24 protein-coding genes, 2 pseudogenes and 1 other annotated feature are annotated in these 21,420 nt (G+C 64.9%); of the genes and pseudogenes, 13 read left to right on the top strand and 13 right to left on the bottom strand.

The window, feature by feature from the left end:
- Positions 1-80 precede the first annotated feature (80 nt).
- Together ACXAFN_RS15325 and ACXAFN_RS15320 are read right to left on the bottom strand one after the other, a co-directional pair.
- Positions 81-437 carry a hypothetical protein gene (locus tag ACXAFN_RS15325; RefSeq protein WP_474989992.1) on the bottom strand — a complete coding sequence of 119 codons (357 nt, stop codon included), beginning with the start codon at positions 435-437 and terminating at the stop codon, positions 81-83.
- Between the two features lies 1 nt (position 438).
- Positions 439-732 (bottom strand): FAD assembly factor SdhE, encoded by a 294-nt coding sequence (locus tag ACXAFN_RS15320; RefSeq protein ID WP_474989990.1) that lies wholly within the window; start codon positions 730-732, stop codon positions 439-441.
- A 192-nt stretch (positions 733-924) separates the two neighbouring features.
- On the opposite strand from ACXAFN_RS15320, the pseudogene ACXAFN_RS15315 reads away from it, so the two are divergent.
- From ACXAFN_RS15315 to lapB, 3 genes and pseudogenes are all read left to right on the top strand, one after another.
- Positions 925-1,239 (top strand): annotated as a pseudogene (locus ACXAFN_RS15315) (integration host factor subunit beta); the annotation flags it as partial.
- A 36-nt stretch (positions 1,240-1,275) separates the two neighbouring features.
- Complete coding sequence (locus tag ACXAFN_RS15310; protein WP_309651697.1) at positions 1,276-1,581, top strand: LapA family protein; 306 nt, start codon at positions 1,276-1,278, stop codon at positions 1,579-1,581.
- 2 nt (positions 1,582-1,583) lie between these two features.
- Entirely contained in the window at positions 1,584-2,765 is a 1,182-nt protein-coding gene (gene lapB / locus ACXAFN_RS15305) for a lipopolysaccharide assembly protein LapB (RefSeq protein ID WP_474989988.1), read from the top strand.
- Positions 2,766-2,770: 5 nt separating this feature from the next.
- On the opposite strand, the gene pyrF is transcribed toward lapB, so the two are convergent.
- The gene (gene pyrF, locus ACXAFN_RS15300; protein ID WP_474989986.1) at positions 2,771-3,472 is read right to left on the bottom strand and encodes an orotidine-5'-phosphate decarboxylase; all 702 of its coding nucleotides are present in this window, start codon (positions 3,470-3,472) and stop codon (positions 2,771-2,773) included.
- 209 nt (positions 3,473-3,681) lie between these two features.
- On the opposite strand from pyrF, the gene ACXAFN_RS15295 reads away from it, so the two are divergent.
- Positions 3,682-3,960: a ComEA family DNA-binding protein gene (locus ACXAFN_RS15295; RefSeq protein ID WP_474989984.1), complete on the top strand. Its 279-nt coding sequence runs from the start codon at positions 3,682-3,684 to the stop codon at positions 3,958-3,960.
- 155 nt (positions 3,961-4,115) lie between these two features.
- Here the strand turns inward: ACXAFN_RS15295 and ACXAFN_RS15290 are convergent, their stop codons facing one another.
- Positions 4,116-4,877, bottom strand: coding sequence for an SDR family NAD(P)-dependent oxidoreductase (locus ACXAFN_RS15290; RefSeq protein ID WP_474989982.1), 762 nt, complete (start codon positions 4,875-4,877; stop codon positions 4,116-4,118).
- 189 nt (positions 4,878-5,066) lie between these two features.
- Here ACXAFN_RS15290 and ACXAFN_RS15285 point away from each other — a divergent pair, with 189 nt between their 5' ends.
- The 6 genes from ACXAFN_RS15285 to ACXAFN_RS15260 all read left to right on the top strand — a co-directional run bounded on the left by ACXAFN_RS15285 (position 5,067) and on the right by ACXAFN_RS15260 (position 9,986).
- Positions 5,067-5,585 (top strand): FxsA family protein, encoded by a 519-nt coding sequence (locus ACXAFN_RS15285; RefSeq protein ID WP_474989980.1) that lies wholly within the window; start codon positions 5,067-5,069, stop codon positions 5,583-5,585.
- A gap of 203 nt (positions 5,586-5,788) precedes the next feature.
- Positions 5,789-6,082 (top strand): co-chaperone GroES, encoded by a 294-nt coding sequence (locus ACXAFN_RS15280; RefSeq protein WP_035595572.1) that lies wholly within the window; start codon positions 5,789-5,791, stop codon positions 6,080-6,082.
- A 58-nt stretch (positions 6,083-6,140) separates the two neighbouring features.
- Complete coding sequence (gene groL / locus ACXAFN_RS15275; RefSeq protein WP_474989978.1) at positions 6,141-7,787, top strand: chaperonin GroEL; 1,647 nt, start codon at positions 6,141-6,143, stop codon at positions 7,785-7,787.
- A 672-nt stretch (positions 7,788-8,459) separates the two neighbouring features.
- The gene (locus ACXAFN_RS15270; protein ID WP_474989976.1) at positions 8,460-8,693 is read left to right on the top strand and encodes a hypothetical protein; all 234 of its coding nucleotides are present in this window, start codon (positions 8,460-8,462) and stop codon (positions 8,691-8,693) included.
- A gap of 43 nt (positions 8,694-8,736) precedes the next feature.
- On the top strand, positions 8,737-9,024 hold the full coding sequence (locus ACXAFN_RS15265) for a helix-turn-helix domain-containing protein (RefSeq protein ID WP_474990166.1): 288 nt from the start codon (positions 8,737-8,739) through the stop codon (positions 9,022-9,024).
- Entirely contained in the window at positions 9,024-9,986 is a 963-nt protein-coding gene (locus ACXAFN_RS15260; RefSeq protein WP_474989974.1) for a reverse transcriptase family protein, read from the top strand. Before ACXAFN_RS15265 ends, ACXAFN_RS15260 begins: the two co-directional genes overlap by 1 nt.
- A 111-nt stretch (positions 9,987-10,097) precedes the next feature.
- On the opposite strand, the pseudogene ACXAFN_RS15255 reads toward ACXAFN_RS15260, so the two are convergent.
- Positions 10,098-11,323, bottom strand: a pseudogene (locus ACXAFN_RS15255) (IS3 family transposase).
- Positions 10,929-11,045 (bottom strand) — a sequence feature (AL1L pseudoknot). (Overlaps the previous pseudogene by 117 nt.)
- Positions 11,324-11,377: 54 nt before the next feature.
- Between ACXAFN_RS15255 and ACXAFN_RS15250 the strand changes: the two are divergent.
- Both ACXAFN_RS15250 and ACXAFN_RS15245 read left to right on the top strand, forming a co-directional pair.
- Complete coding sequence (locus tag ACXAFN_RS15250; protein WP_474989972.1) at positions 11,378-11,662, top strand: recombinase family protein; 285 nt, start codon at positions 11,378-11,380, stop codon at positions 11,660-11,662.
- 80 nt (positions 11,663-11,742) lie between these two features.
- Entirely contained in the window at positions 11,743-12,477 is a 735-nt protein-coding gene (locus tag ACXAFN_RS15245) for an RNA methyltransferase (RefSeq protein ID WP_474989970.1), read from the top strand.
- Positions 12,478-12,531: 54 nt separating this feature from the next.
- On the opposite strand, the gene ACXAFN_RS15240 is transcribed toward ACXAFN_RS15245, so the two are convergent.
- The 8 genes from ACXAFN_RS15240 to ACXAFN_RS15205 all read right to left on the bottom strand — a co-directional run bounded on the left by ACXAFN_RS15240 (position 12,532) and on the right by ACXAFN_RS15205 (position 19,223).
- Entirely contained in the window at positions 12,532-13,431 is a 900-nt protein-coding gene (locus tag ACXAFN_RS15240; RefSeq protein WP_474989968.1) for a SphA family protein, read from the bottom strand.
- Between the two features lie 71 nt (positions 13,432-13,502).
- A complete protein-coding gene (catA, locus tag ACXAFN_RS15235) occupies positions 13,503-14,447 on the bottom strand; it encodes a catechol 1,2-dioxygenase (RefSeq protein ID WP_474989966.1) in 945 nt (314 codons plus the stop codon).
- A gap of 94 nt (positions 14,448-14,541) precedes the next feature.
- Positions 14,542-15,609 (bottom strand): 2Fe-2S iron-sulfur cluster-binding protein, encoded by a 1,068-nt coding sequence (locus ACXAFN_RS15230; RefSeq protein ID WP_474989964.1) that lies wholly within the window; start codon positions 15,607-15,609, stop codon positions 14,542-14,544.
- A gap of 15 nt (positions 15,610-15,624) precedes the next feature.
- Positions 15,625-15,987: a phenol hydroxylase subunit P4 gene (locus ACXAFN_RS15225; RefSeq protein ID WP_474989962.1), complete on the bottom strand. Its 363-nt coding sequence runs from the start codon at positions 15,985-15,987 to the stop codon at positions 15,625-15,627.
- 13 nt (positions 15,988-16,000) lie between these two features.
- The gene (locus ACXAFN_RS15220) at positions 16,001-17,512 is read right to left on the bottom strand and encodes an aromatic/alkene/methane monooxygenase hydroxylase/oxygenase subunit alpha (RefSeq protein ID WP_474989960.1); all 1,512 of its coding nucleotides are present in this window, start codon (positions 17,510-17,512) and stop codon (positions 16,001-16,003) included.
- A gap of 95 nt (positions 17,513-17,607) precedes the next feature.
- The gene (locus ACXAFN_RS15215; RefSeq protein ID WP_474989958.1) at positions 17,608-17,877 is read right to left on the bottom strand and encodes an MmoB/DmpM family protein; all 270 of its coding nucleotides are present in this window, start codon (positions 17,875-17,877) and stop codon (positions 17,608-17,610) included.
- A 72-nt stretch (positions 17,878-17,949) separates the two neighbouring features.
- Positions 17,950-18,936: an aromatic/alkene monooxygenase hydroxylase subunit beta gene (locus tag ACXAFN_RS15210; RefSeq protein ID WP_474989956.1), complete on the bottom strand. Its 987-nt coding sequence runs from the start codon at positions 18,934-18,936 to the stop codon at positions 17,950-17,952.
- Between the two features lie 47 nt (positions 18,937-18,983).
- Positions 18,984-19,223: a phenol hydroxylase subunit gene (locus tag ACXAFN_RS15205; protein ID WP_474989954.1), complete on the bottom strand. Its 240-nt coding sequence runs from the start codon at positions 19,221-19,223 to the stop codon at positions 18,984-18,986.
- Between the two features lie 356 nt (positions 19,224-19,579).
- Here ACXAFN_RS15205 and ACXAFN_RS15200 point away from each other — a divergent pair, with 356 nt between their 5' ends.
- A complete protein-coding gene (locus ACXAFN_RS15200) occupies positions 19,580-21,292 on the top strand; it encodes a sigma 54-interacting transcriptional regulator (protein WP_474989952.1) in 1,713 nt (570 codons plus the stop codon).
- Positions 21,293-21,420 lie beyond the last annotated feature (128 nt).

Genomic DNA, 21,420 nt, shown 5'->3' with positions numbered 1-21,420 from the left:
ACGCCGAGAACGTCCGCCACGATACCGGCGACAGCCCCATATCCTTAATCGGCGGAAAGAAATCGTGTCGGCCAGGGGCCTCAGGGCAGGCTCACCAATAGCTTGCGCAGGCAGCGCAGCGACTCGACATCGCTGCTGTCAGGCCATAGCCACAGGCGACATCCGTCGAGCCGCAGCCCGATCAGCCAGGGGCCGAGATAGTCGCAGCGCAGGACCGTCTCCCGCCAGTCTCCCCCTTCGCCCTCGCGCCAGTCCCAGCGTGGCGCGACGCCGTCTGCCATCACACAGCGAAGTTGCCCCGCGGGGCGGCGACGCAGCACGGCCAACAGCACGCCGGCCAGCACCAGGGTCGCGAGCAGGACGGTCCAGCCCGGCACATGCAGGCCCAGCCACCCCAGCACGCCCAGGGCCGTCAGGCCCTGGGCGAGCGGCGACACCCTAGAGGGTACGATAGTGATCGTTGTCGGTGGTCTCGGCATGCTCGACGATCATCTTGACGAGGCGGCGGCGCTCGGGCTCCTCGGGCCATTCGCGGCGCATCAGCCAGGCGAAGAGATCCTGGTCCTCTTCGTCGATCAGGCTCCGGTAGGCAGCCTGGTCGCGCTCGTCGAGGTCATCGTAACGCTGCTCGAGGAAGGGAATCAGCAGCAGGTCGAGCTCCCACATGCCGCGGCGGGAATGCCAGTAAAGGCGTTTGCGAAGGGCGGCTGCCGCAGACGAATCGTCGTTCAAGGTCGGCCTCGTCGATTGCATGAGTGTGGGCACAGTATACCCGAGCCCCCCTGACCCCGGGATAGTCCCGGCTGCACATCGCCCCTTCATCCGCATGCCTCCTGGGTCAACCGTCTAGTGCGTTGTTTTATCGAGATTTGCACAGTATGCTTTGAGGGACGATCGCCCTGAGCCGCGACGGTCCAGGCCAGGACAGCACGGAGAGAGCCGATGACCAAGTCCGAACTGATCGAACAGATTGCCATGCGACAGCCCGAGCTGTCCGTCAAGGAAGTCGAGGCGGCCGTGCGCATGATCCTCGACGACATCACCGACACCCTGGCGGACGGCGGGCGCGTCGAGATCCGCGGCTTCGGCAGCTTCTCGCTGCACTATCGCGAGCCGCGCACCGGCCGCAACCCCAAGACCGGCGAGCCGGTCGAACTCGACGGCAAGTTCGTGCCACATTTCAAGCCCGGCAAGGAGCTGCGCGAACAGGTGGACGCCAGTCGCGCCCTCGGCTACTGACTCTCCCCTCCTTCCACTCGACACGGGAATTCCTACATGCGTTGGCTAAAAGGCCTGATCCTGGCCGTCATCCTGCTGGTGGTGCTGCTGGTCGGCATTCTGTTCGCCGTCAACAACCAGCAGGCCTTGCCCCTCAACCTGATCTGGATCGAACTGCCCCCGGCCTCGCTCTCCGTGTGGCTGCTGGCCTCCCTGGCTGTGGGCGTGCTGCTAGGCATGCTGGCCATGAGCGGCGTCTACCTGCGGCTGCGCACCCTGCTGACTCGTGCCCAACGCCATAATCAGCAGCAGCGCAAGGAGCTCGACAAGCTGCGAGTCCAGGAGATGAAGGAACTGCCCTGAGCATGCCCGATGTTCTGCTGCTGGCCCTGTTGTTGGCAGCGGTCGCCATCGGTTGGTGGCTGGGCCGCCGCGAACGGCGGGCCTCCGATACCGCCGCCTCTCCGCCCCTGGTCCGCGATTACTTCGTGGGCCTGAACTATCTACTGAACGATCAGCAGGACCGCGCCATCGAGACCTTCATCGGCGCCCTGGAGGTCAACAGCGAGACCATCGAGACCCACATCGCCCTGGGCAACCTGTTCCGCTCACGGGGCGAGGCCGATCGGGCGGTGAAGATCCATCAGAACCTGCTGGCCCGCCCTACCCTCAGCGTCGAGCAGAGCGACCGGGTGCAGCTGGAGTTGTCGCGGGACTTCCTCCAGCTCGGCCTGCTCGATCGCGCCGAGCGGCTGTTGCATGGCCTGGTCAAGGAGAGCCACAACGACGAGCATCGCCAGGCGGCCCGGCACCTGCTGGTCGACCTGCTGGAGCGGGAGGGTGAGTATCAGCAGGCCCTCGACGTGGCCCAGCCCGCGCTGGTCAAGGAGAGCGACGATGTGCGCCGTGCCGCCGCCCACTGGCTGTGCGAGCTGGCCGAGCAGGAGCGTCACTCGGCGAGCCCGGTGCTGGCGCGCCGCCACCTCAAGCAGGCCCTGGCCACCGATCGGCGCTGCGTGCGCGCCAACCTGCTGCTGGCCGAGATGGCCCTGGACACCGGCCAGTATCGTCAGGCGATCCGCCTGCTGCAGCGAGTGCCCGACCAGGACAAGACCTTCATTCCCACCCTGCTCGAGCCCCTTGCCCGTGCCTATCGGCTGCTCGACGACGAACAGGGCCTGATCCGCCACCTCGAATCGCTGCTCGAGATCGCGCCCTATACCAGCATCATCATCCTGCTCGCCGAGACCCTGCGACGCCACCACGGCGATACCCAGGCGGCACTGGCACTGCTGACCCGCGAGCTCGACCGCTCGCCCAGCCTCGGCGCGGTGGACTACCTGATCGGCCTTTACCAGCGCCAGGAAGGCGGCAGCGACGACCAGCGCATCGAACTGCTGCAGCGCCACACCCACACCCTGCTCAAGGCCCTGCCCCGCCATCGCTGTCGCCGCTGCGGGTTCAGCGGCGAGCACCTCCACTGGCAGTGCCCGCGCTGTCGCAGTTGGGGCACCACCAAGCCGATCACCGGCATCGAGGGAGAATAGTCCCCTCAGCCGGCCGCCAGCTCCGCCTCGATGGCGGCCAATGCCGACATGGGATCTTCTGCCTGGGTCACCGGCCGCCCCACCACCAGATGCGAGCTGCCGGCGGCCATGGCCGCCGACGGCGTCATTACCCGACGCTGATCGCCGGCCTCCGCCGTGGCCGGGCGAATCCCCGGCGTCACCTTGAGAAAGCCGTCGCCGCAAAGCGTGCGCAGCCGTGCGGCTTCCTGAGCCGAGCACACCACTCCGTCCATGCCGCTGTCACGGGCCAGCACTGCCAGACGCTCGACCTGCTCGGCGGGCGTGGCGGCGACACCCACTTCCGCCAGATCCTCGTCCGCCATACTGGTCAACACCGTGACCGCGATCAGATGGGTGGACAGGTCGTTCTGGACCAGCCGCTGCTTGGCCGCCTCCATCATGCGGCGACCGCCGCCGGCATGGACATTGACCATCCACACGCCCTGCTCGGCGGCCGCCTGCACGGCACCGGCCACGGTATTGGGAATGTCGTGGAACTTGAGGTCCAGGAACACCTCGAAGCCGCGCCCGTGCAGGGCCTCGAGCACATCGGGGCCGCTACGGGTGAACAGCTCCTTGCCCACCTTGACCCGGCAGCGCGACGGGTCCAGTCGATCGGCCATGCACAGGGCGGCATCCAGGGAGGCGTAGTCGAGAGCGATGATCAGGGGAGACGGGGTGGGCACGGACAGGCTCCTGGCAGCGAAATGGACCCGCACAGTATATCAGCCATGCCCCCTGACACATCGGCGGATCTCCTCGCCGGCTCGTCCGCGATCACGGCAAACACGCATCGCCATCGGCGGACACGGCCGATCTCGGCCCACATCTAGCTTGAAGGCAGGTGCCGTGAGGGCACCCGGTGAGCAAGAATCCAACAACGGAGGGAGCACCCATGAAGAGAAATCACCAGCACGGCATTGCCGTCCTGTGTCTGCTGATGCTGCTAGGTCTCGCCGCCCCGAGCCTGGCCCAGGAGGCCACCCCGATCAACGTCAACACCGCGGATGCCGCCCTGCTCGCCGAGCTCCCCGGCATCGGCGAGACCAAGGCGGCCGCCATCGTCGAGGACCGCGAGGCCAATGGCCCGTACGAGTCGGCCGGCGACCTGGCCCGGGTCAGCGGCATCGGCGACGCCACCGTGGAGGGCCTCGCCGACCAGGTGACCTTCTAGGCCACTGAGCGGATTCGACGAGGTTACACGCGCGGGCGGTGGCTCGAGCCGGTATCGAGCCACCGCCCGCTTGCGGCCGTGACGGACGAAGCCCGCCCCCGACCACTCACTGCCTGGCCGCGACCATGGCACGATCCACTCGCCCGGTCCCGGGGCTAGACCCGGAGCCCGCCGTCGCACTCCACGATCCGTCCGGAAAAGTAGTCATTGGCGAAGATGAACGCCACGCTCTCGGCGATGTCGCCGGGCTGGCCCATCGCGCCCAGCGGAATGCCGGCGGTGATCCGCTCGCGCATGTCCTCGCGCAGCGCCGCGGTCATCTCGGTCTCGATGAAGCCCGGGGCCACCGCCCCCACCCGAATGCCATGGCGCGCCAGCTCCCTGGCCCAGGTCACCGTCAGCGAGGCGACGCCGGCCTTGGCCGCCGCGTAGTTGCTCTGGCCGATGTTGCCCTCGCGCACCACGCTGGAGATATTGACGATCACGCCGCGGCGACCGGCCTCGATCATGCGTGAGGCCGCCTCGCGGCCGCACAGGAAGACGCCGGTCAGGTTGACGTCGATGACCCGTTGCCAGCTCGCCAGCGACAGCGTCTCGGCGACCTCGCCGTCGCGGGCCTTGACCAGCAGGCCGTCGCGTACGATGCCGGCATTGTTGACCAGGCCATCCAGCGGCCCCATCGCCTCGACGACGGCCGCGAAGGCCGCGACCACCGAGGCCTCGTCGGCCACATCGACGACGAAGCCCCGCGCCGCGATGCCCGCCTCCGCCAATTGGCCCACGGCGGCGTCCAGGCTCTCGCCGTCGTGATCCAGCAACGCCAGGGCCGCACCCTCGCGACCCAGGCGCTCGGCCATCGCCAGGCCCAGGCCACGGGCGCCGCCGGTGATGGCGATCAGGCGTTCTTGAAGTGTCATGTCAGGTCTCCGGTCGGTGGTGTCATGGGCCTCGCCGGCCGGCCGCAGGAACCGCTGACGCCAGGAGGTACTCCATTAGCCTACCCCGTCTATTGCATTGCAACATCCTCTTTTGGTCGAGGCGCCGCCCGGCTTGATTTTCGCCGGGGATGTCCCCATCTCCCGAGTAATCGTCAACGCGGAGCCACCATGCCCTTTCTTGCCCTCTTCACCGTCTTCGCCCTGCTCGACTTCGTCCTGTTGTTCAGCGTCGGCAGCCAGATCGGGCTGCTGACCACCCTGGCCCTGGTGCTGGCCACCGGTTTCCTGGGCCTGCACCTGATCCGTCGCGAGGGGATGGCCACCTTCGCCCGTGCCCAGGAGCGCATGGCCCGAGGCGAGCTGCCCTCCGGCGAGTTGCTCACCGGCGCCGCGCTGATCTTCGGCGGCGCCCTGCTCATGGCCCCCGGCTTCCTGTCCGATGCCCTGGGCTTCATGTGCCTGATTCCCGACGCCCGCCGCCTGCTCGGCAAGGGGCTGGGCAAGCTCGGCCTGCGTCTGCAGGGCGTGCATGTCCAGGCCGGCGGCTATCGCCCCCGCCAGGGCAGCGACGCCGACTGGCAGCAGGCCGGCGAATCCCATGAGCCGGGCCAGCGCACGTCCTCGCGGGACGATGCCGGCCAGCCGCTGGAGGGCGACTTCATCGCCCACGACGAACGGCGCGGCTGAACGGCAAAAAATTTTCGGACGGGGGCTTGAAAGACCACTGGCCAGCCCCACTTATCCGACAGCAACGAGCTTCGACCCCGGCCCGCCGGGGTCATCCACACGGAAGGCAGGCGCCTTCACCCCGCGGCCTCGCCTGCGGGTTGATGATGAAACCGCCGTGGCAGCGACGCCCGGCACAGCAAACCATCAGGAGAACGTGAGCAATGAACATCCGTCCCTTGCACGATCGCGTCGTCATCCGTCGCGTCGAAGAAGAGCAGAAAACCGCAGGCGGCATCGTGCTCCCGGGCAGCGCCCAGGAAAAGCCGACTCGTGGCGAGGTTCTCGCCGTCGGCAACGGCCGGATTCTGGACAGCGGTGACGTGCGTCCGCTCGACGTCAAGGTCGGCGACACCGTGATCTTCAAGGATGGCTTCGGCGTCGAGAAGCAGAAGATCGACGGTGAAGAAGTGCTGATCATGAGCGAATCCGACATCCTGGCCGTCGTCGAAGGCTGAGCCGCGACCGCCATACGCTCGCAACTGACGTTCACGAACTCACAGGAAGCAAACGAAAATGGCAGCGAAACAAGTCAAGTTCTCCAGCGATGCCCGCACCCGCATGGCCAAGGGTGTCGACACCCTGGCCAACGCCGTCAAGGCCACCCTGGGCCCGAAGGGCCGCAACGTGGTGCTGGAAAAATCCTTCGGCGCGCCGACCGTGACCAAGGACGGCGTCTCCGTGGCCAAGGAAATCGAGCTCAAGGACAAGTTCGAGAACATGGGCGCGCAGATGGTCAAGGAAGTCGCTTCCAAGACCTCCGACGTCGCCGGTGACGGCACCACCACCGCCACCGTGCTGGCCCAGTCCATCGTGACCGAGGGCCTGAAGGGCGTGATCGCCGGCATGAACCCGATGGACCTCAAGCGCGGCATCGACCAGGCCGTCACCGCCGCGGTCAAGGAAGTCGGCGAGCTGGCCGTGCCCTGCACCGACTCCAACGCGATCGCCCAGGTCGGCACCATCTCCGCCAACGGCGACGCCAACATCGGCCGCATCATCGCCGAGGCCATGGAGAAGGTCGGCAAGGAAGGCGTGATCACCGTCGACGAGGGCCGTGGCTTCGAGGACGAGCTGGACGTCGTGGAAGGCATGCAGTTCGACCGCGGCTACCTGTCGCCCTATTTCGTCACCAACCAGGACACCATGGCGGTCGAGCTGGAAGATCCGTTCATCCTGCTGGTGGACAAGAAGATCTCCAACATCCGCGAACTGCTGCCGACCCTCGAGGCCGTGGCCAAGGCCGGCAAGCCGCTGGTGATCATCGCCGAGGACATCGAGGGCGAGGCGCTGGCTACCCTGGTGGTCAACACCATGCGCGGCATCGTCAAGGTCGCGGCCGCCAAGGCCCCGGGCTTCGGCGACCGTCGCAAGGCCATGCTGCAGGACATCGCCATCCTCACCGGCGGCACCGTGATCTCCGAGGAAGTGGGTCTGGACCTCGAGCAGGCCACCCTGGACCACCTGGGCACCGCCAAGCGCGTGACCATGTCCAAGGAGAACACCACCATCATCGACGGCGCCGGCCAGGACGGTGACATCGAGGCTCGCGTCAACCAGATCCGCGCCCAGATCGAGGAGACCTCCTCCGATTACGATCGCGAGAAGCTCCAGGAGCGCGTCGCCAAGCTGGCCGGCGGTGTCGCCGTGATCCGCGTCGGTGCCGCCACCGAGGTGGAGATGAAGGAGAAGAAGGCGCGCGTCGAGGACGCACTCCACTCCACCCGTGCCGCCGTCGAGGAAGGCGTGGTGCCGGGCGGTGGTACCGCCCTGATCCGCGTGCTGACCAAGATCGCCGGCCTCAAGGGCGACAACGAAGACCAGACCCACGGCATCGCCATCGCCGTGCGCGCCATGGAAGCGCCGCTGCGTCAGATCGTCACCAACGCCGGCCAGGAGGCTTCCGTCATCCTGAACCGCGTCAAGGACGGTGAGGGCAACTTCGGCTACAACGCCCAGACCGGCGAGTTCGGCGACCTGTTCGAGATGGGCGTGCTTGACCCGGCCAAGGTCACCCGCTCTGCCCTGCAGTCCGCGGGCTCCGTTGCCGGCCTGATGATCACCACCGAGTGCATGATCGCCGACGACCCGGACGAGAAGGAAGCCGGTGGCGCCGACATGGGCGGCATGGGCGGCATGGGTGGCATGGGCGGCATGATGTAATCTGCCAGCCACCCCTAGCATCCTTTTGAAATCAATGTCTTAAATAACGATGTAGGCAGCGATGTAGGAAGGAATGTAGGAAGATTGTAGGAAGGTCTGGAAATGGCTTCCAAAGTTGCCAGACCTCCTCCTCACGAGCTTCCTGCCCTGCTAAACAAAACCCCCGGTCATGGGAATGTAGGACGCCTACTCCCAGACACCGGGGGTTTTCTTTTGGGAGCTGTATGGTCCAGCTCTACCCTTGGCACTCGCTCAACCGCTCACCTCGCGCCCAATTCATTTGGCACTCAAGATTTGACTCAGAGTAAAACTCCAGCTACCTTATTCTACAGGCTGGGTGTACCACCCAGGTGCTCTTTAAACGTGTTGATTTACCTCGATTGAGCTTGCAAGCGGGCCAACCTAGTTGGTCAACCCAGGGAGTTGTTCCCCCAGGGTTCACTTGCCGCACAGCGATCCTGCTGCTCGGCGACCCGGCGACCCGGCGACCCGGCGACCCGGCGACCCGGCGACCCGGCGACCCGGCGACCCGGCGACCAGCAGTCTTGTACGGCGGGAGGCTCCTTTGCCAAGGAGCTGAACGGTGGTTTGCTGGAGCATCTACGCGTTCCTTATCGGCTCAATTGCTTGACGGCGGGGCAATTCCGCCCGATGAGAGACGAGGTATTTCCGATGGATACTGCACGTTTAATCAAGACTGTTGACCTGCTCAAGCAGGTGCGGTCAGGGATGCACGACGACGTAGATGCTCGCGTTACAGATGGACTGGATGAGGCGATTGCGATTCTGGAGGAAGCTCTGACTACCGATCCCAAGCCAGCAAGGGCGGCTGCCGCTCTGGCCAAGCTCGGTGAGGCGTTGAAGTACCTTCCGGTGATCAAGGCGCTCTTTGAGGACTTCATGTGACACAGCAAACCACTACTTTAAGATTTTCGGTTGGTTGCGCGATATGAATATTGGGTACGCAATCAAGCTATGCCGCCAGCAGCGTAAGCTGACTCAAGGGGAGTTGGCCAGACGGGCTGGCGTGTCAGTTTCCTATCTATCGCTACTTGAGCGGGGTGAGCGGTCAGACCCAGGCCTATCATCGCTGGAAAGTATCGCTAAAGGGCTGGATGTTCCCATGACCCTGCTGCTCTTCCTCGCTGCCGATGAGGAAGACTTGACAGGGTTTACTCCAGAGCTAAAGGAAAAGCTCTCTGCGGCAGCCCTGAATCTGATGAGGGAGTCCGCTTGATGTCCGGCTCCTATGACCTGACACCCTCTTACCCCCACAGTCCGATTGTCGACCCTGAGCGTCTTGCGCGGTTACTGAATACTCCGCTCCCCAGGCTACAAGCGATTGCCAACGCTGCTTCTGAGTCCTATCGGCCTGTCCCCCGAGAGAAGAGGGATGGCAGCCTTCGGATGACCTATGACGCACATCCAGATCTGAAACGAGTACAGCATCAAATCGTCCAGAAGATCCTACACAAGGTGAGCTTCCCACGTTACTTGCATGGCGGCATCAAGGATACCGAATTCCCGAGAGATCACGTATCGAACGCCGCACTGCACACGGGCGCAGCGATTTTGATACTCGACGACATTGCAGACTTCTATCCATCGTTGGACCGCAAGCTAGTGTTCACGGTCTGGCTACGATTCTTCGGGTTTTCTCCTGAAGTATCGGAACTGTTGACTGAGCTGACAACACGAAAAGGAGCCATACCGCAGGGGGCCAAGACCAGCAGCTATCTGGCTAACCTCGCATTCTGGGACCGAGAGGCCCAACTGGTTGAAGATCTGAAGCCAATGGGCCTGACATACTCTCGGTTCGTCGACGATGTGACGTACTCGTCATGCCGCCAGGTTTCAAACAGCACCATCGGCGAAGCTAGGGCCAAGGTGTACAGAATGCTGGCATCAAAAGGGTGTCGCCCCAAACGCTCCAAGAGTCATGTCAGCCGCAAGGGACAAAAACTCGAAGTCACTGGACTGGTTACAACCGGCGGCTCCCCAGCAATTGGCAAGGCTGAGCGGAAAAGAATTCGCTCGGCAGTCCATAACCTGGAGAAAGCCGTCGGCAGAGATGGAATGACCCCAGAAAATCGGAAAGCGTGGGACAGCGCCAAAGGACGAGTAGGAAGGCTAGTCCGCCTGAAACACCCCGAGGCAAGGAAGCTGTCCCAGCGTCTGGATGCAATTCGTCAAGGCTAATACTAGAGATCTGACTTCATGACCAAGGAGCCCCCTCACCTGACGATTTCAGCCAGCAGGGCAATCAGATCCTGAACCGTACCGGCTTTCTCGGAGACTCGTTGGTTTGAGTCAGGCCGCCTTCTTGGCCTGACCCTGTTGCTCGTAATACAGGGCTTCTCGCTCAGCCGGTGGCATGTTGCCGATCGGCTCCAGTAGCCGCCGGTGATTGAACCAGTCGACCCACTCTAGGGTGGCGAACTCCATGGCTTCCAAGTGCCGCCATGGCCCGCGTTGGCGGATTACTTCGGTCTTGAATAACCCGATGACCGTCTCAGCCAGCGCGTTGTCGTACGAATCGCCCACGCTACCCACCGAGGGCTCGATGTCGGTCTCCGCCAAACGTTCCGTATATCGAATTGAGACATATTGAACGCCCCTATCGCTATGGTGGATCAAGTTGCTGCCTGATCGCTGAGGGCGTTCGTGAAGCGCCTGTTCCAGCGCATCCAGCACCATGTCGGTGCGGGGTGTGCGGGAGGCTCGCCAGCCGATGATTCGCCGGGCAAAGGCATCGATGACGAAGGCGACATAGACGAAGCCCTGCCAAGTCGCGACATAGGTAAAATCCGATACCCACAGCGCATTCGGCCGAGTGGGGTGAAACTGTCGCCGTACCAGGTCTGCCGGAGAAGCCTTGGTGGGATCCGGCACGGTCGTACGGACCGGCTTGCCTCTCACCACGCCACGCAACCCCATCCTGCGCATCAGGCGCTCTACAGTGCAACGAGCGGCAGGGATAGCGTCTCGATGCAATTGGCGCCAGACCTTGCGGATACCGTAAACACCGAAGTTCTCGTCCCAGACACGCTGAATTTCAGCGCACAGCCAGCGATCACGCTGGACTCGGGACGGCGCGCGGTCAGGCTGTGCTTCACGGGCCTTGTGCTCGTAGTACGTCGACGGGGCGATCGGCAGGACGCGGCAGATTGGCTCGACCCCCTACGTCTCCCGGTGATCATCGATGAACTCGATCATCACTTGCCGCGGCGGTCGAGCTCCGCCTGGGCAAAATACGCAGACGCCTTACGCAGGATCTCGTTGGCCTGCTTCAACTCCCGGTTCTCGCGCTCCAGTGCCTTGATCCGCTCACGCTCTGACGTCGTGGTGCCTTCACGGCGACCTGCATCACGCTCAGCCTGTCGGACCCAGCTCCGCAGGGTTTCTGGCGTATAGCCAATCTTGGGGGCAATGGCACCGATGGCCGCCCACTGGGAGGGGTAATCAGCCTCGTGATCAAAGACCATGCGGACCGCCCGCTGGCGTACCTCGGGGGAGTAGCGTTTCGACGTGCTCATGGCTCCATCCTCTCAAGGTTTGGAGCCTCCGGGAATCCCGGTACGGTTCAGAGCATGGCTCCATGGGTAGCCTCGTCGTACGCCGAGAACATCAGTGGCACCAAGGCGGATCACTCAGAACTGATGCGGCTGCTGTCCGACTCAGGGCCTGGGGATGTCCTCCTCATCGAGCAGGTGGACCGTCTCACCCGGCTGACCAGCGATGACTGGGAAACGCTGAAGAGCGCCATCCAGAAGGCGGGGGTGAAAGTGATCTACCCCCTGCCCCAGGCCTGGCCTGAGACAGCCCCCCGCCGGGAAACCGGCGGGGGGCTTTTTTGTTACAGGCGTGAGGCGTGAGGCGTGAGGCGTGAGGCGTGAGGCGTGACAGGGTAAGATGGCGTCGATCGCCATTTTCATAGCCCCTCTACCGAGACCCCATGCTCTCCAATATCCGCATCGTTCTCGTCCAGACCTATCATCCCGGCAATATCGGCGCCTCGGCGCGGGCCATGAAGACCATGGGCCTCACCGAGCTGGTGCTGGTCAATCCCCGCTGCTTCCCCGACCCCGAGGCATCGCGCCTCGCAGCCGGCGCCGAGGACGTGGTCGAGAGCGCCCGAGTCGTCGACTCCCTCGAGGCGGCGGTGAGCGACTGCGTCCAGGTGATCGGCGCCAGCGCCCGGCTGCGCAGCATGCCGCTGCCCCACTTCGACGAGCCCGCCGAGATGGCAGAGGCCCTGGTCGGCCACGCCGCCGCGGACCCCGTGGCCCTGGTGTTCGGCCGCGAGCGCTTCGGCCTGACCAACGACGAGATCCGCTGCTGCAGCCACCAGGTCAGCATTCCCGCCAACCCCGACTACGGCGTCCTCAACCTCTCACAGGCCGTGCAGGTACTGGCCTACGAGACCTTTCGCGCCTGGCGCCAGCGCCCCGACAACGACTTCCGCGCGCCCCGGCCATCCCACGATCGCCAACCGACCCGCGAACAGCTCGGCCACTTCCATGAGCACCTCTCCAAGGTGATGCGAGAAAGCGGCTTTATCACCCAGCCCCATGCCCGCACCGAGGAGCAGCTGCAGGCGCTGTTCGCCCGCGCCCAGCCCTCACGCAAGGAACTCTCGCTGCTGCGCGGCCTGCTGAGCTCGCTGGAACGGCAGATCATCGAGAAATGACGACGGCGGCCCCTCATGGGGCCGCCGTCTCGTCTAGAACCTTGTCCGTGCGCCTCAGAAGCGCTTGGTCAAGGTGACCCTGAACAGGTCGCCCTCGGGCCGGTCGCGGTTGTCGTACTCGTGGTAATAGGCGCCGTTCAGCCCGAGGGCCAGCGATGGCCAGAAATACCCCGCTTCGGCGCCCACGGCATGCTGCTCGGCCTTGTCGTTGGGCAAGCCAGGCGCTACGCCATCGTCCGCCTCGAGCTGCCAGGCGTCATACCCCACCAGTCCCAGCTTGAGACCGCTGACCAGGCGATGGCCGAGCCCCCACTCCAGCGTCAGGCTGTCGCCGGGGGTGATGCCGGTGTCGTCCTGTTCGCCGTGGAGCTCGTAGCGCGACAGCGCCGAGACGGTCCAGCGCTTCTCGGCATCGACGTGCCAGGCACCGCCCAGGGTGAACATGGTGGAGCCGAAGCCCTTGCCGGGTGAAGCCGGCCGGTCGGCGGAGAAGTCGCCGCTGGCGAACCAGTAGCCGGCGGCGGCCACCGCACCCCAGCGCTCGCCGTGCCAGCCCAGCACCAGCGGACTCAGGAAGACGTCGCCGACGCCGCTGTCGCGCTCGTCGAGGCCGGCGACGTTGAAATCGAGCGACGTCTCCAGCACCGGCACGATCGCCTCCATGCCTACGTCGGCGCCGAGGAAGCGCTTGTCGCTCACCCAGACGACGCGGTTGACCAGGGCGTTGACCTCGCCGGTGTTGCTCGCCGGCGCGGCGTCGCCCTGCCCATCGCGCAGGCGGTCGATATCGTAGTGCACCAGGTAGCCGCGGTAGTAGAGCCCGGGCGGCGGCACCACCGGGCCGTCGAGGCCCTCGACGCCGGGGACGTAGTGGCCATTGGCGGCCTGGGCGGCGGAAGACAGGGCGCAGCCGCCCAGTGCCAGCCCGAGGGCCAGCGTGATCTTGTGTGTCATGGGGAGATCCCTTGTTGTCGTTATGTTCGGCCAGTGCCGACGGGGCACCGGCGCGCGGTGTCGTGCCGAGCTCAGCCGGCGGACACGCCTTCCAGGGCCCGGGGGCGGGCATGGCGGGTCTGCAGCTCGTGTGCGTCGGTCCTCGTCAGCGCGACGTCGAAGACCACCTCGGTGAAGGGCCCGTCGAAGCCACGCGTGTCTGCCTCGGCGAGGTCCTCGATGCGCGTGCCCGCCACCACCAGCTCCTCGCGGGTAGCAAAGGCAAAATCGTCGTAGGTGTAGGGATCGCCGGCTAGGTTGATCTGGGTCGTCAGATGCTGGTGCCCCGGCGCGGAGACGAAGAAGTGGATATGCGCCGGACGCTGGCCATGGCGGCCCAGCAGCTTGAGCACCCGGTCGGTAGAACTGCCATCCGGCACCCCGTAACCGGACGGGATGATGCTGCGCGCCTGGTAGCGACCCTCGGCGTCGGTGAGGATGGTACGCCGCAGGTGATAGTCGCTCTGGGTCGGGTCGAAGAACGAATAGTTGCCCTTGGAGTCGGCGTGCCAGATCTCGACCTTGGCCCCGGCGATCGGCTGGCCGTCGGTGTCGCGCACCCGCCCGGTCAGCCACATCGCCTCGGCGTCCGGGTCGTTGCCATCGTCCATGCGCGCAACGCCCTCGGCCACGGGAGCGCCGGCCACGTATAGCGGGCCCTCGATGGTGCGCGGCGTGCCGCCGGCCAGGCCTCGCGCCTCGTCCTCGGCGTCCATGCGAATATCGAGGTAGTGGTCGAAGCCCAGCCCCGGGGCCAGCAGCCCGAACTGGGTCTGTTGGCCCAACTCGTTGAGCACGCTGACCGAGGACCAGAACTCCTCGGGGGTGACATCGAAGTCATCGATCAGCCGGTACAGGTCGGACACCAGGCGATGCAGGATCCGCTTGGCGCGCTCGCTGCCGCCGGCCTGATCGAGGCCGGCGACGGCCTGGAGGAAGTCCTGGACCTCGGGAGTATCGAAAATCTTGACGGTCATGGTGAGTGGCTCCTTGTGATTCTTGTGATAAACGGCCCAAGGCCGTGGCCTGGATTCCCCGGTGCGGGATCCTTTTGCGCTAGATTCGTTTGAGCTAGATCCGTTTAAACAGGGCCGAACGCTGCTGGGCCTCGGCACCGTCGGCGGCGGTGAGGAAGCGCTCCATGTGAATGTCGCGTTCGAACAGCCGCCCCTTCATCAGCGCGCCGATGGCCGATTCGATCATCGGCGGCGGACCGCACAGGTAGGCCTTGTGCTCGCTGAAGCGACCGTCGAAGTGCGCGATGGCGGCATCGTGGACAAAGCCCACGACGCCGTCCCAGGCGTCGTCGTCCAGCGGCGCATTGAGCGCCGGCACGTAGTCAAAGCGTGGATGCTCGGCGGCGAGCGCCTCGAAGCGCTCACGGTGGTAGAGCTCGGCGAGATTGCGTGCGCCCTGGAACAGGGTGATGCGCCGGGTGTCCTCGGGGTCGGCGAGCAGGTCGAGGATCATCGACTCGGGGCTCGAGAGCCCCGAGCCGCCGGCGATGAAGATCACGTCCTTGGGATCGGACTTGCGCACGAAGAACTGGCCGTAGGGGCCGCTGAGCTCCAGCGCCTGGCCCTCCTCCAACTGCTCGTGGAGCCAGGTGGTGGCGGCTCCGCCCTCCACCCTGCGCACGTGCAGCGCAATCTCGTTGGGCTCGCCCGGCGCCGTGGCGATGGAGAAGGCCCGGGTGCCCTCCACCCCCGGCACCTGCAGGTTGATGTACTGGCCGGCCTGGAAGGCCATGCCCTCGCCGGGAAGCGTCAGGCGAATCTCGCGAATGGTCGGGGTCAGGTCGACGATGGCGCTGACGGTGGCCGTCCAGTCCTGCACCGGATGACCGGCGAAGTCCGGGTCCTCGTCGACGTCCGCCTCGATCACCAGATCGCTCTCGGGGCGACAGCAGCAGGCCAGGCGAACCCCCTCGTCACGCTCCATGTCCATCAGCGCAAAAGACGAGGCCTCGCCGACTTCGGCTTCCCCCTCCAGCACCTGCACCTTGCAGGTGCCGCAGGTGCCGTGGCCACAGGCGAAGGGCAGCCACACGCCCTGGCGCAGGGCGGCGTCGAGCAGGGTCTGGCCCTCCTCCACCTCGACGATCTCGCCCGTGGGTTCGATGGTCACTGCATAGCTCATGACACTCTCCTCCCCTCAGATGGCCGCATCGGCCAGCTCGGACAGCCGCGGCGTGATCAGGCGCAGCTGAGACTTGTGGCCGATGCCGTTGTCGGCCAGCGAAGCCTCGCCCCGCGGCGTGACGTCCTCGCCGTCGAGGCGCCAGCGCGCTGCGGTGAAGTCCAGCACCTCGCTCTCGGGGTGCGGCGCCAGCGCCGGTGCCAGCACCTCGTCGCGGAAGGCATCGAAGGACATTGCCGGATCGGCGAGAAAGGTCAGCGGGGCGCAGAACAGCAGGTGGCGCTCCCACATCACGTACACCAGCTGCTGGCCGTGGAAGTTCTCGGCGCGGTCCCGCACCGGGCCCCGGTAATTCGCATAGTTGGCTTGCACGCTCATGATCGTTGCCTCCTCAGACGGCCTGTTTCCACGCATTCCAGCGGTGCTGCTCCGCGGAGCCCTCGAAGTCGAGGTTGTCCTCGCCCATCTCGATCCGGTAGTAGTCGCCGATCACCTTCTCGAGATCGGCGCCACCGCAGTTGCCCTGCAGGATCTGGTGCACCGGCAGCCAGGCCTGCACGTACTTCTCCGGCTCGTGCTGGAAGATGTCGCGGCAGCCATCGGAACAGAAGTGGTAGCGCTCGCCCTCGTGCACGGTGTCACGGTGGCTGAGCAGGGTGTCGTCGTCCGGCTCGGTGATCGACAGCGGGATCTGGCACACCTGGCACAGCTGCGGCAGGGTGTTGTTGTAGAAGCGCTCGCCGCGGGCGGCCTTTTCGGCCAGCAGCTCGAAGCGCGGCCGGTAGAGACGGTCGAAGGTGTCGGGATACTTCTCCGACAGCCAGTCCATCTCCTTGGCAGTGGGAATCCAGGTATTGAAGGCGGTGGCATGGCCGTACTGGTAGAAGATGAACCAGGCCTGGTGGCTGACATGGTGCTTGCCGGTAACGGTCTGCTCGGCATACTTGGGCGGACGAATGCCGTAGCGCTCGAGCTCCTTGAACAGCGCGCCGCCGGCCTCCTCGTAGTACATCGTCCAGGCCTCGGCCCAGGACATCACCTTGTTGGGCAGCATGTAGTCCATCATCATGCCGACGATCGACAGCAGCCGGTAACCGCGCCACAGCCACTTGTCCAACCAGCGCTGGACGATAGGCACGTTGTCCTCGTGCTGCTCGAGGATGAACTTGATGATCTCGAGCCCCAGGGTCATGTGACGCGCCTCGTCGGACTGCGCCGAGAAGCCGAAGGTCACGGTGTTCATGTCGCCGTTGTAGGCGGCCCCCGACATGAACGGCAGGAACAGCAGGTTGGTCAGCACGTACTCGAAGGAGAACGAGATCGCGGTCAGGAATTCGAAGGGACCGGCCGTGGAGGCATCCTCGAAGAACGACTTGGGTACCGACAGGTACCACACCCGGTCGAACATGTGCGGGAAGTCATGCATGCCACCGAAGTACTTGTTGTAGTGGCTCATGGCATGGATCTGGGTCTGGGTGTGGCGAAGCTCGTCGATGGACTGCATCTGGCAGGCGATACGCGCGCCGACACCGCCGAACTGGCGCCCCACCCGGGCATAGCCCTTGTAGGCGTTGTACTCCAGCGGGGTCACGGCGGTGATGAACAGCTTGACCGCATTCAGGTAACGCGGGTCAGAGATCTTCATCTGGCCGTTGTTCTGCGACACTGCGTCGAAAATAGCGTACAGCTTGCGTTCCTTCTCCGCCTGGAATTTCCAGTAGTTGTCCATGGTCAGGCGGAACGGGTCCTCCCACTGGCTCCAGTCGGTGATCTTGATGCCCTCGAAGCTCTCCTGGGGAAAAATGTCCTCGTAGCGCTGGTAACTGGGTTCCCAGTCCAGGTCACGGGTCATGATCCGGTAGCGCTCCTTCATGTTGAGGCGCTTGTGGGTCTTGGCGTTCATGGGAAGGCTCCTCGCCGTTATTGTTGGCTGGCTGTTGGCAGATGATTGGCTGGCGCATGCGTGTGGGACCGGCGTATGGCGCGAGCCACCACGGCTCAGGTGTTCCAGTAGAGGGTGAAGCTGTCGTCGTCCTCGTCGACGTTGCCACCGAGGCTGATCAGGTCGACCTGCAGCTCCTGGGTGTCCCAGTCGCGACCCAGCTTCTCCTCCACCGTTTCGCGCCGGATGGTCAGGCGATCGTCGGCTTCGATGCGCACCATCGCCGGGCTGTGCTTGACCTCGGCACTTGGGTTGTCCTCGGTCACCGCCTCGACGATGAAGCGGGCATTCTCGTTGTCCTGCAGGGCGATAAAGACGCGTGACATGAGCGGGTACTCCATTGGCGATAAAGATCGGGGGTTGGCGTGCAAGATCGAGCGTGGCGATCGAGCGCCGGCTCAATGCGTCTCGAGCAGGCCGAGCTTGGCCAGGCGCTTGTCGAGGATCGACAGGGCATCGTCGAGCGTTACACCGGCCCTGGCGGCGATCGGCTGCAACGCGGCAACGGCACGCTCTCGCCATGCCAACACCCAGCGTGCGAGCAGGCCGCGGTTCTCGTCGCTTTCGGTGGCCAGCGCCTTCACCAGCGCATCGATGAAGCGACTGCCGTCCTTGAACCACTCGCCCATGAAGTCGGTGAGCATGGCGAGTTGGCCGCCTCCCGCGTCCATCAATCGGGCATCCAGGGTTTCCTGAACGAAGGGATACAGCAGGCCGTCCAGCACCAGGTTCTGGGCCACCGACAGCTCGGCCCAGTCCTCGAGCACCAGCGTGTCTTCGACGTAGCGGCGTACGCCTTGCCAGTCGGGATCGTCCATCCACAGCCGCTTGGCCTCGCCCAGCAGCACTCCCGGGCTGTCATCGATCAGCAGGCCGATCCGCGACAGGTACTGGGCCGCGGCCAGTCGGTCCATGCCGTGAAACATGTGGGCCTGGCTGAGGGTGGTGCCGTAGGCGGTCGAGGCGATACCGACATTGTTCATGTTGGCGCCGAGCTCGACGTGACGCAGCGGCAGCAGGCACTCGGTCACCAGGCGCCGCGCCTCGTCGCTCAGCTGGCCGCCGAGATGGCGCTTCTCGAAGAAGGCGAAGCTGGTTTCGGTGCTCTCCTGGAACTTGGCACGGGCGCCGACCCAGGCGCCGTAATAGAACTGGCGAGGATCGCTGAAGGCATACCAATCCTCCATCTTCAGCGCCGTGTAACCCGGGTCGTAGAGCTCATGCCGCTCGTCGAACATCGGACGATAGTGGAAGTTCTCGGTCGGCTGGATATCGAAACTGGCTTCCTGGTAGCGGGTCGCCGGCTTGTCGCCGAATCGCCTGCGGGTGTGGCCATAGGTCTGGCGAATCGGCTCGATTTCTGCCGTCTTGATCTCGACGCTCATAGTATCTCCTCGCTTGTTGTTGTCCGGTGTTGTCGACACCTGCTCGCTTATTGGCTGACGCTGTAGCGCCACTTTTCCATCTGGATATCGACCTGCCTGGCCTGCTCATCGCTCATGTGAATCACCTCATTTCGGGCGCAGAACGCCTCGAAGGCCTGGGGGGGAAGGATCAGCTCGACGAAGAGTTCGGGATTCTCGATGGCAAAGTCGAACTCGACGAACTTCTCGCTGCGCTCCCTGACACGCACATAGCGCTTGAGAGGACGGGAAATGACGGGTTGGGACATCGGGCACCTCCGGATGCATCATCACCCTGACGTTACAAGCGTCGTGCCAGATGCCGATTCGTAATAAAAAATCATTGATAAACAATAAATTGAAAAGAAAGCAACCCAGATGCCGTGCCCCCGAAGGCCGCCAGGCATCAAGCAAATGATGAGTTGCTGCCTTGCAGCGTCATCAATTCATGAAACCGGAAGGCCGCCGGGCGATGGCCAAGCGGAATGCTGGTGGGAAAAGCGCGGGAGATTTATGCTGGATCTCCGGCCGGCGGAGCGCCCGGCCGGGAAAATACGACCAAAGAATCATCATCACAATAACCACAACATCCCGCATGCCAACGCCCGACACCGTGAGAGACCCCATGCCCACGCCCTTGACGACGCCGCGCTATCCCGACAGCCAGGACATCCTGGACAAGTTGCGCTTCCTGCCCAGCGAGGGGCAGATATGGCTCGGCGAGCAGCGCATGCTGCTGCTGCAGGTCCAGACCATGGCCACGTTCCGCCAGGAAATCGTCAACACCATGGGCATGCAGCGCGCACGCAGCTTCTTCATGCGCCTGGGCTACCATGCCGGCCTCCAGGACGCCGAGCTGGCCCGATCGGTACGCGGCCAGGAAATGTCGGTGGAAGACGGCTTTCTCACCGGGCCCCAGCTGCACGCGCTCCGCGGGCTGGTGAAGGTAGTCCCCATCGCCCTGGACATCGATCCCCGACATGGCCACTTCTATGGCGAATTCGAGTGGCAAGACTCCTACGAGGTCAGCATCTCCCAGCACATCTTCGGCCCGCTCAAGGAGCCGGTGTGCTGGCTTCAGCTGGGCTATGCCTGCGCCTATTCCAGCCAGTTCCTCGGCCAGGAGATCCAGTATCGCGAGGTGGAATGCCGCGGTTGCGGCGACGCGCGTTGCCGCATCGTCGGCAAGCCGGCCCGAGAGTGGGAGGATCATGAAGCCTTCGCCGAGCTGTTCCGCGAGGACCCTCTGATCGACGAGCTCTACGAGCTGCAGTCGCGCATCGCCTACCTGGAGGACGACATCGCCCGCCACCAGGGCGAGGAGCGATACCGCCCCATCGGTCAGGCCCCCGCCTTCCTAGGCGCCCTGGACCTGATCGATCGCGCCGCCCGCTCCGAGGTGCCGATCCTGCTGCTCGGCGAGACCGGCACCGGCAAGGAGATCCTCGCCCACCGCGCCCACCAGCAGAGCGCGCGCGCCGACAAGCCCTTCGTGGCGGTCAACTGCGCGGCGATTCCGCCCGAGCTGATCGAGTCGGAACTGTTCGGCGTCGAGAAAGGCGCCTACACCGGCGCCGTGCAGTCCCGAGCCGGACGCTTCGAACGTGCCCATGGCGGCACCCTGTTCCTCGACGAACTCGCCGAACTCTCGCCGCGGGCTCAGGCCGCCCTGTTGCGCGTGCTGCAGGAGAAGCAGATAGAGCGGGTCGGCGGCCAGGAGAGCCGCCACGTCGACGTGCGCATCGTCGCCGCCACCCACGGGGATCTCGCCGAGCGGGTCCAGGACGGTCGCTTCCGCGCCGACCTGTTCTTCCGGCTCAATGCCTATCCGGTGGCGATCCCGCCGCTGCGGGATCGTCGCGACGACATCCCGCTGCTCGCCGAGCACTTCCTCAAGCGCTTCGAGCAGCACTACCGCCTCAAGAGCCTGGGCTTCACCGACCAGGCCCAGGCGGCCATGCGCCGCCACGACTGGCCGGGAAACATCCGCGAGCTGCAGAACACCATCGAGCGCGGCGTGATCCTGACCGGCGACGGTCATGCGGTCGGCGAGCAGGCATTGTTGGGTCAGGCGCCAGACACCGCCCGCGGCCAGGTACTCGGCGACAGCGGTCATCTCACCCAGGCCGGCGATGACGCGGCCACCGGCGATGCGCTGGAAGCGTTGTGCGGCAGCATCCTGGAAGGCGGCATTGCCTTGGAAGCGCTGGAGGAAGCATTACTGGCGCGGGCCTATCGTGATGCCGGCGGCAACGTCTCCGCGGCGGCACGGCGCCTGGGCCTTAGCCGCGCCGCGCTGGACTATCGATTGAAGAAGCGCCAGATCGGCGAGCGCTGAGGTCCGCCGCACCCGTCGGGTTACGCCTCTCAGGCTGACGCCACCGAACCGTCATGCAACGGTCACGGTGGCGTCATCTCTGTCGCCGACACTGATCCTGCCCAAGACGGGACCGGCAAGGGACACTG

The organism is Halomonas sp. ABH4_019 (assembly GCF_056159885.1).
This window is presented reverse-complemented; position numbering and strand designations above follow the sequence as displayed.

Excerpts from the sequence above, each read along its gene's own strand:
- ACXAFN_RS15280 (WP_035595572.1), top strand. The coding sequence starts at position 5,789 with ATGAACATCCGTCCCTTGCACGATCGCGTCGTCATCCGTCGCGTCGAA.
- ACXAFN_RS15260 (WP_474989974.1), top strand. The coding sequence starts at position 9,024 with ATGTCCGGCTCCTATGACCTGACACCCTCTTACCCCCACAGTCCGATT.
- lapB (WP_474989988.1), top strand. The coding sequence starts at position 1,584 with ATGCCCGATGTTCTGCTGCTGGCCCTGTTGTTGGCAGCGGTCGCCATC.
- ACXAFN_RS15310 (WP_309651697.1), top strand. The coding sequence starts at position 1,276 with ATGCGTTGGCTAAAAGGCCTGATCCTGGCCGTCATCCTGCTGGTGGTG.
- ACXAFN_RS15215 (WP_474989958.1), bottom strand. The coding sequence starts at position 17,877 with ATGTCACGCGTCTTTATCGCCCTGCAGGACAACGAGAATGCCCGCTTC.
- ACXAFN_RS15250 (WP_474989972.1), top strand. The coding sequence starts at position 11,378 with ATGGCTCCATGGGTAGCCTCGTCGTACGCCGAGAACATCAGTGGCACC.
- groL (WP_474989978.1), top strand. The coding sequence starts at position 6,141 with ATGGCAGCGAAACAAGTCAAGTTCTCCAGCGATGCCCGCACCCGCATG.
- ACXAFN_RS15205 (WP_474989954.1), bottom strand. The coding sequence starts at position 19,223 with ATGTCCCAACCCGTCATTTCCCGTCCTCTCAAGCGCTATGTGCGTGTC.
- ACXAFN_RS15245 (WP_474989970.1), top strand. The coding sequence starts at position 11,743 with ATGCTCTCCAATATCCGCATCGTTCTCGTCCAGACCTATCATCCCGGC.
- ACXAFN_RS15225 (WP_474989962.1), bottom strand. The coding sequence starts at position 15,987 with ATGAGCGTGCAAGCCAACTATGCGAATTACCGGGGCCCGGTGCGGGAC.
- ACXAFN_RS15200 (WP_474989952.1), top strand. The coding sequence starts at position 19,580 with ATGCCCACGCCCTTGACGACGCCGCGCTATCCCGACAGCCAGGACATC.
- ACXAFN_RS15285 (WP_474989980.1), top strand. The coding sequence starts at position 5,067 with ATGCCCTTTCTTGCCCTCTTCACCGTCTTCGCCCTGCTCGACTTCGTC.
- ACXAFN_RS15290 (WP_474989982.1), bottom strand. The coding sequence starts at position 4,877 with ATGACACTTCAAGAACGCCTGATCGCCATCACCGGCGGCGCCCGTGGC.
- ACXAFN_RS15230 (WP_474989964.1), bottom strand. The coding sequence starts at position 15,609 with ATGAGCTATGCAGTGACCATCGAACCCACGGGCGAGATCGTCGAGGTG.
- ACXAFN_RS15295 (WP_474989984.1), top strand. The coding sequence starts at position 3,682 with ATGAAGAGAAATCACCAGCACGGCATTGCCGTCCTGTGTCTGCTGATG.
- ACXAFN_RS15220 (WP_474989960.1), bottom strand. The coding sequence starts at position 17,512 with ATGAACGCCAAGACCCACAAGCGCCTCAACATGAAGGAGCGCTACCGG.
- catA (WP_474989966.1), bottom strand. The coding sequence starts at position 14,447 with ATGACCGTCAAGATTTTCGATACTCCCGAGGTCCAGGACTTCCTCCAG.
- ACXAFN_RS15270 (WP_474989976.1), top strand. The coding sequence starts at position 8,460 with ATGGATACTGCACGTTTAATCAAGACTGTTGACCTGCTCAAGCAGGTG.
- ACXAFN_RS15265 (WP_474990166.1), top strand. The coding sequence starts at position 8,737 with ATGAATATTGGGTACGCAATCAAGCTATGCCGCCAGCAGCGTAAGCTG.
- ACXAFN_RS15240 (WP_474989968.1), bottom strand. The coding sequence starts at position 13,431 with ATGACACACAAGATCACGCTGGCCCTCGGGCTGGCACTGGGCGGCTGC.
- ACXAFN_RS15210 (WP_474989956.1), bottom strand. The coding sequence starts at position 18,936 with ATGAGCGTCGAGATCAAGACGGCAGAAATCGAGCCGATTCGCCAGACC.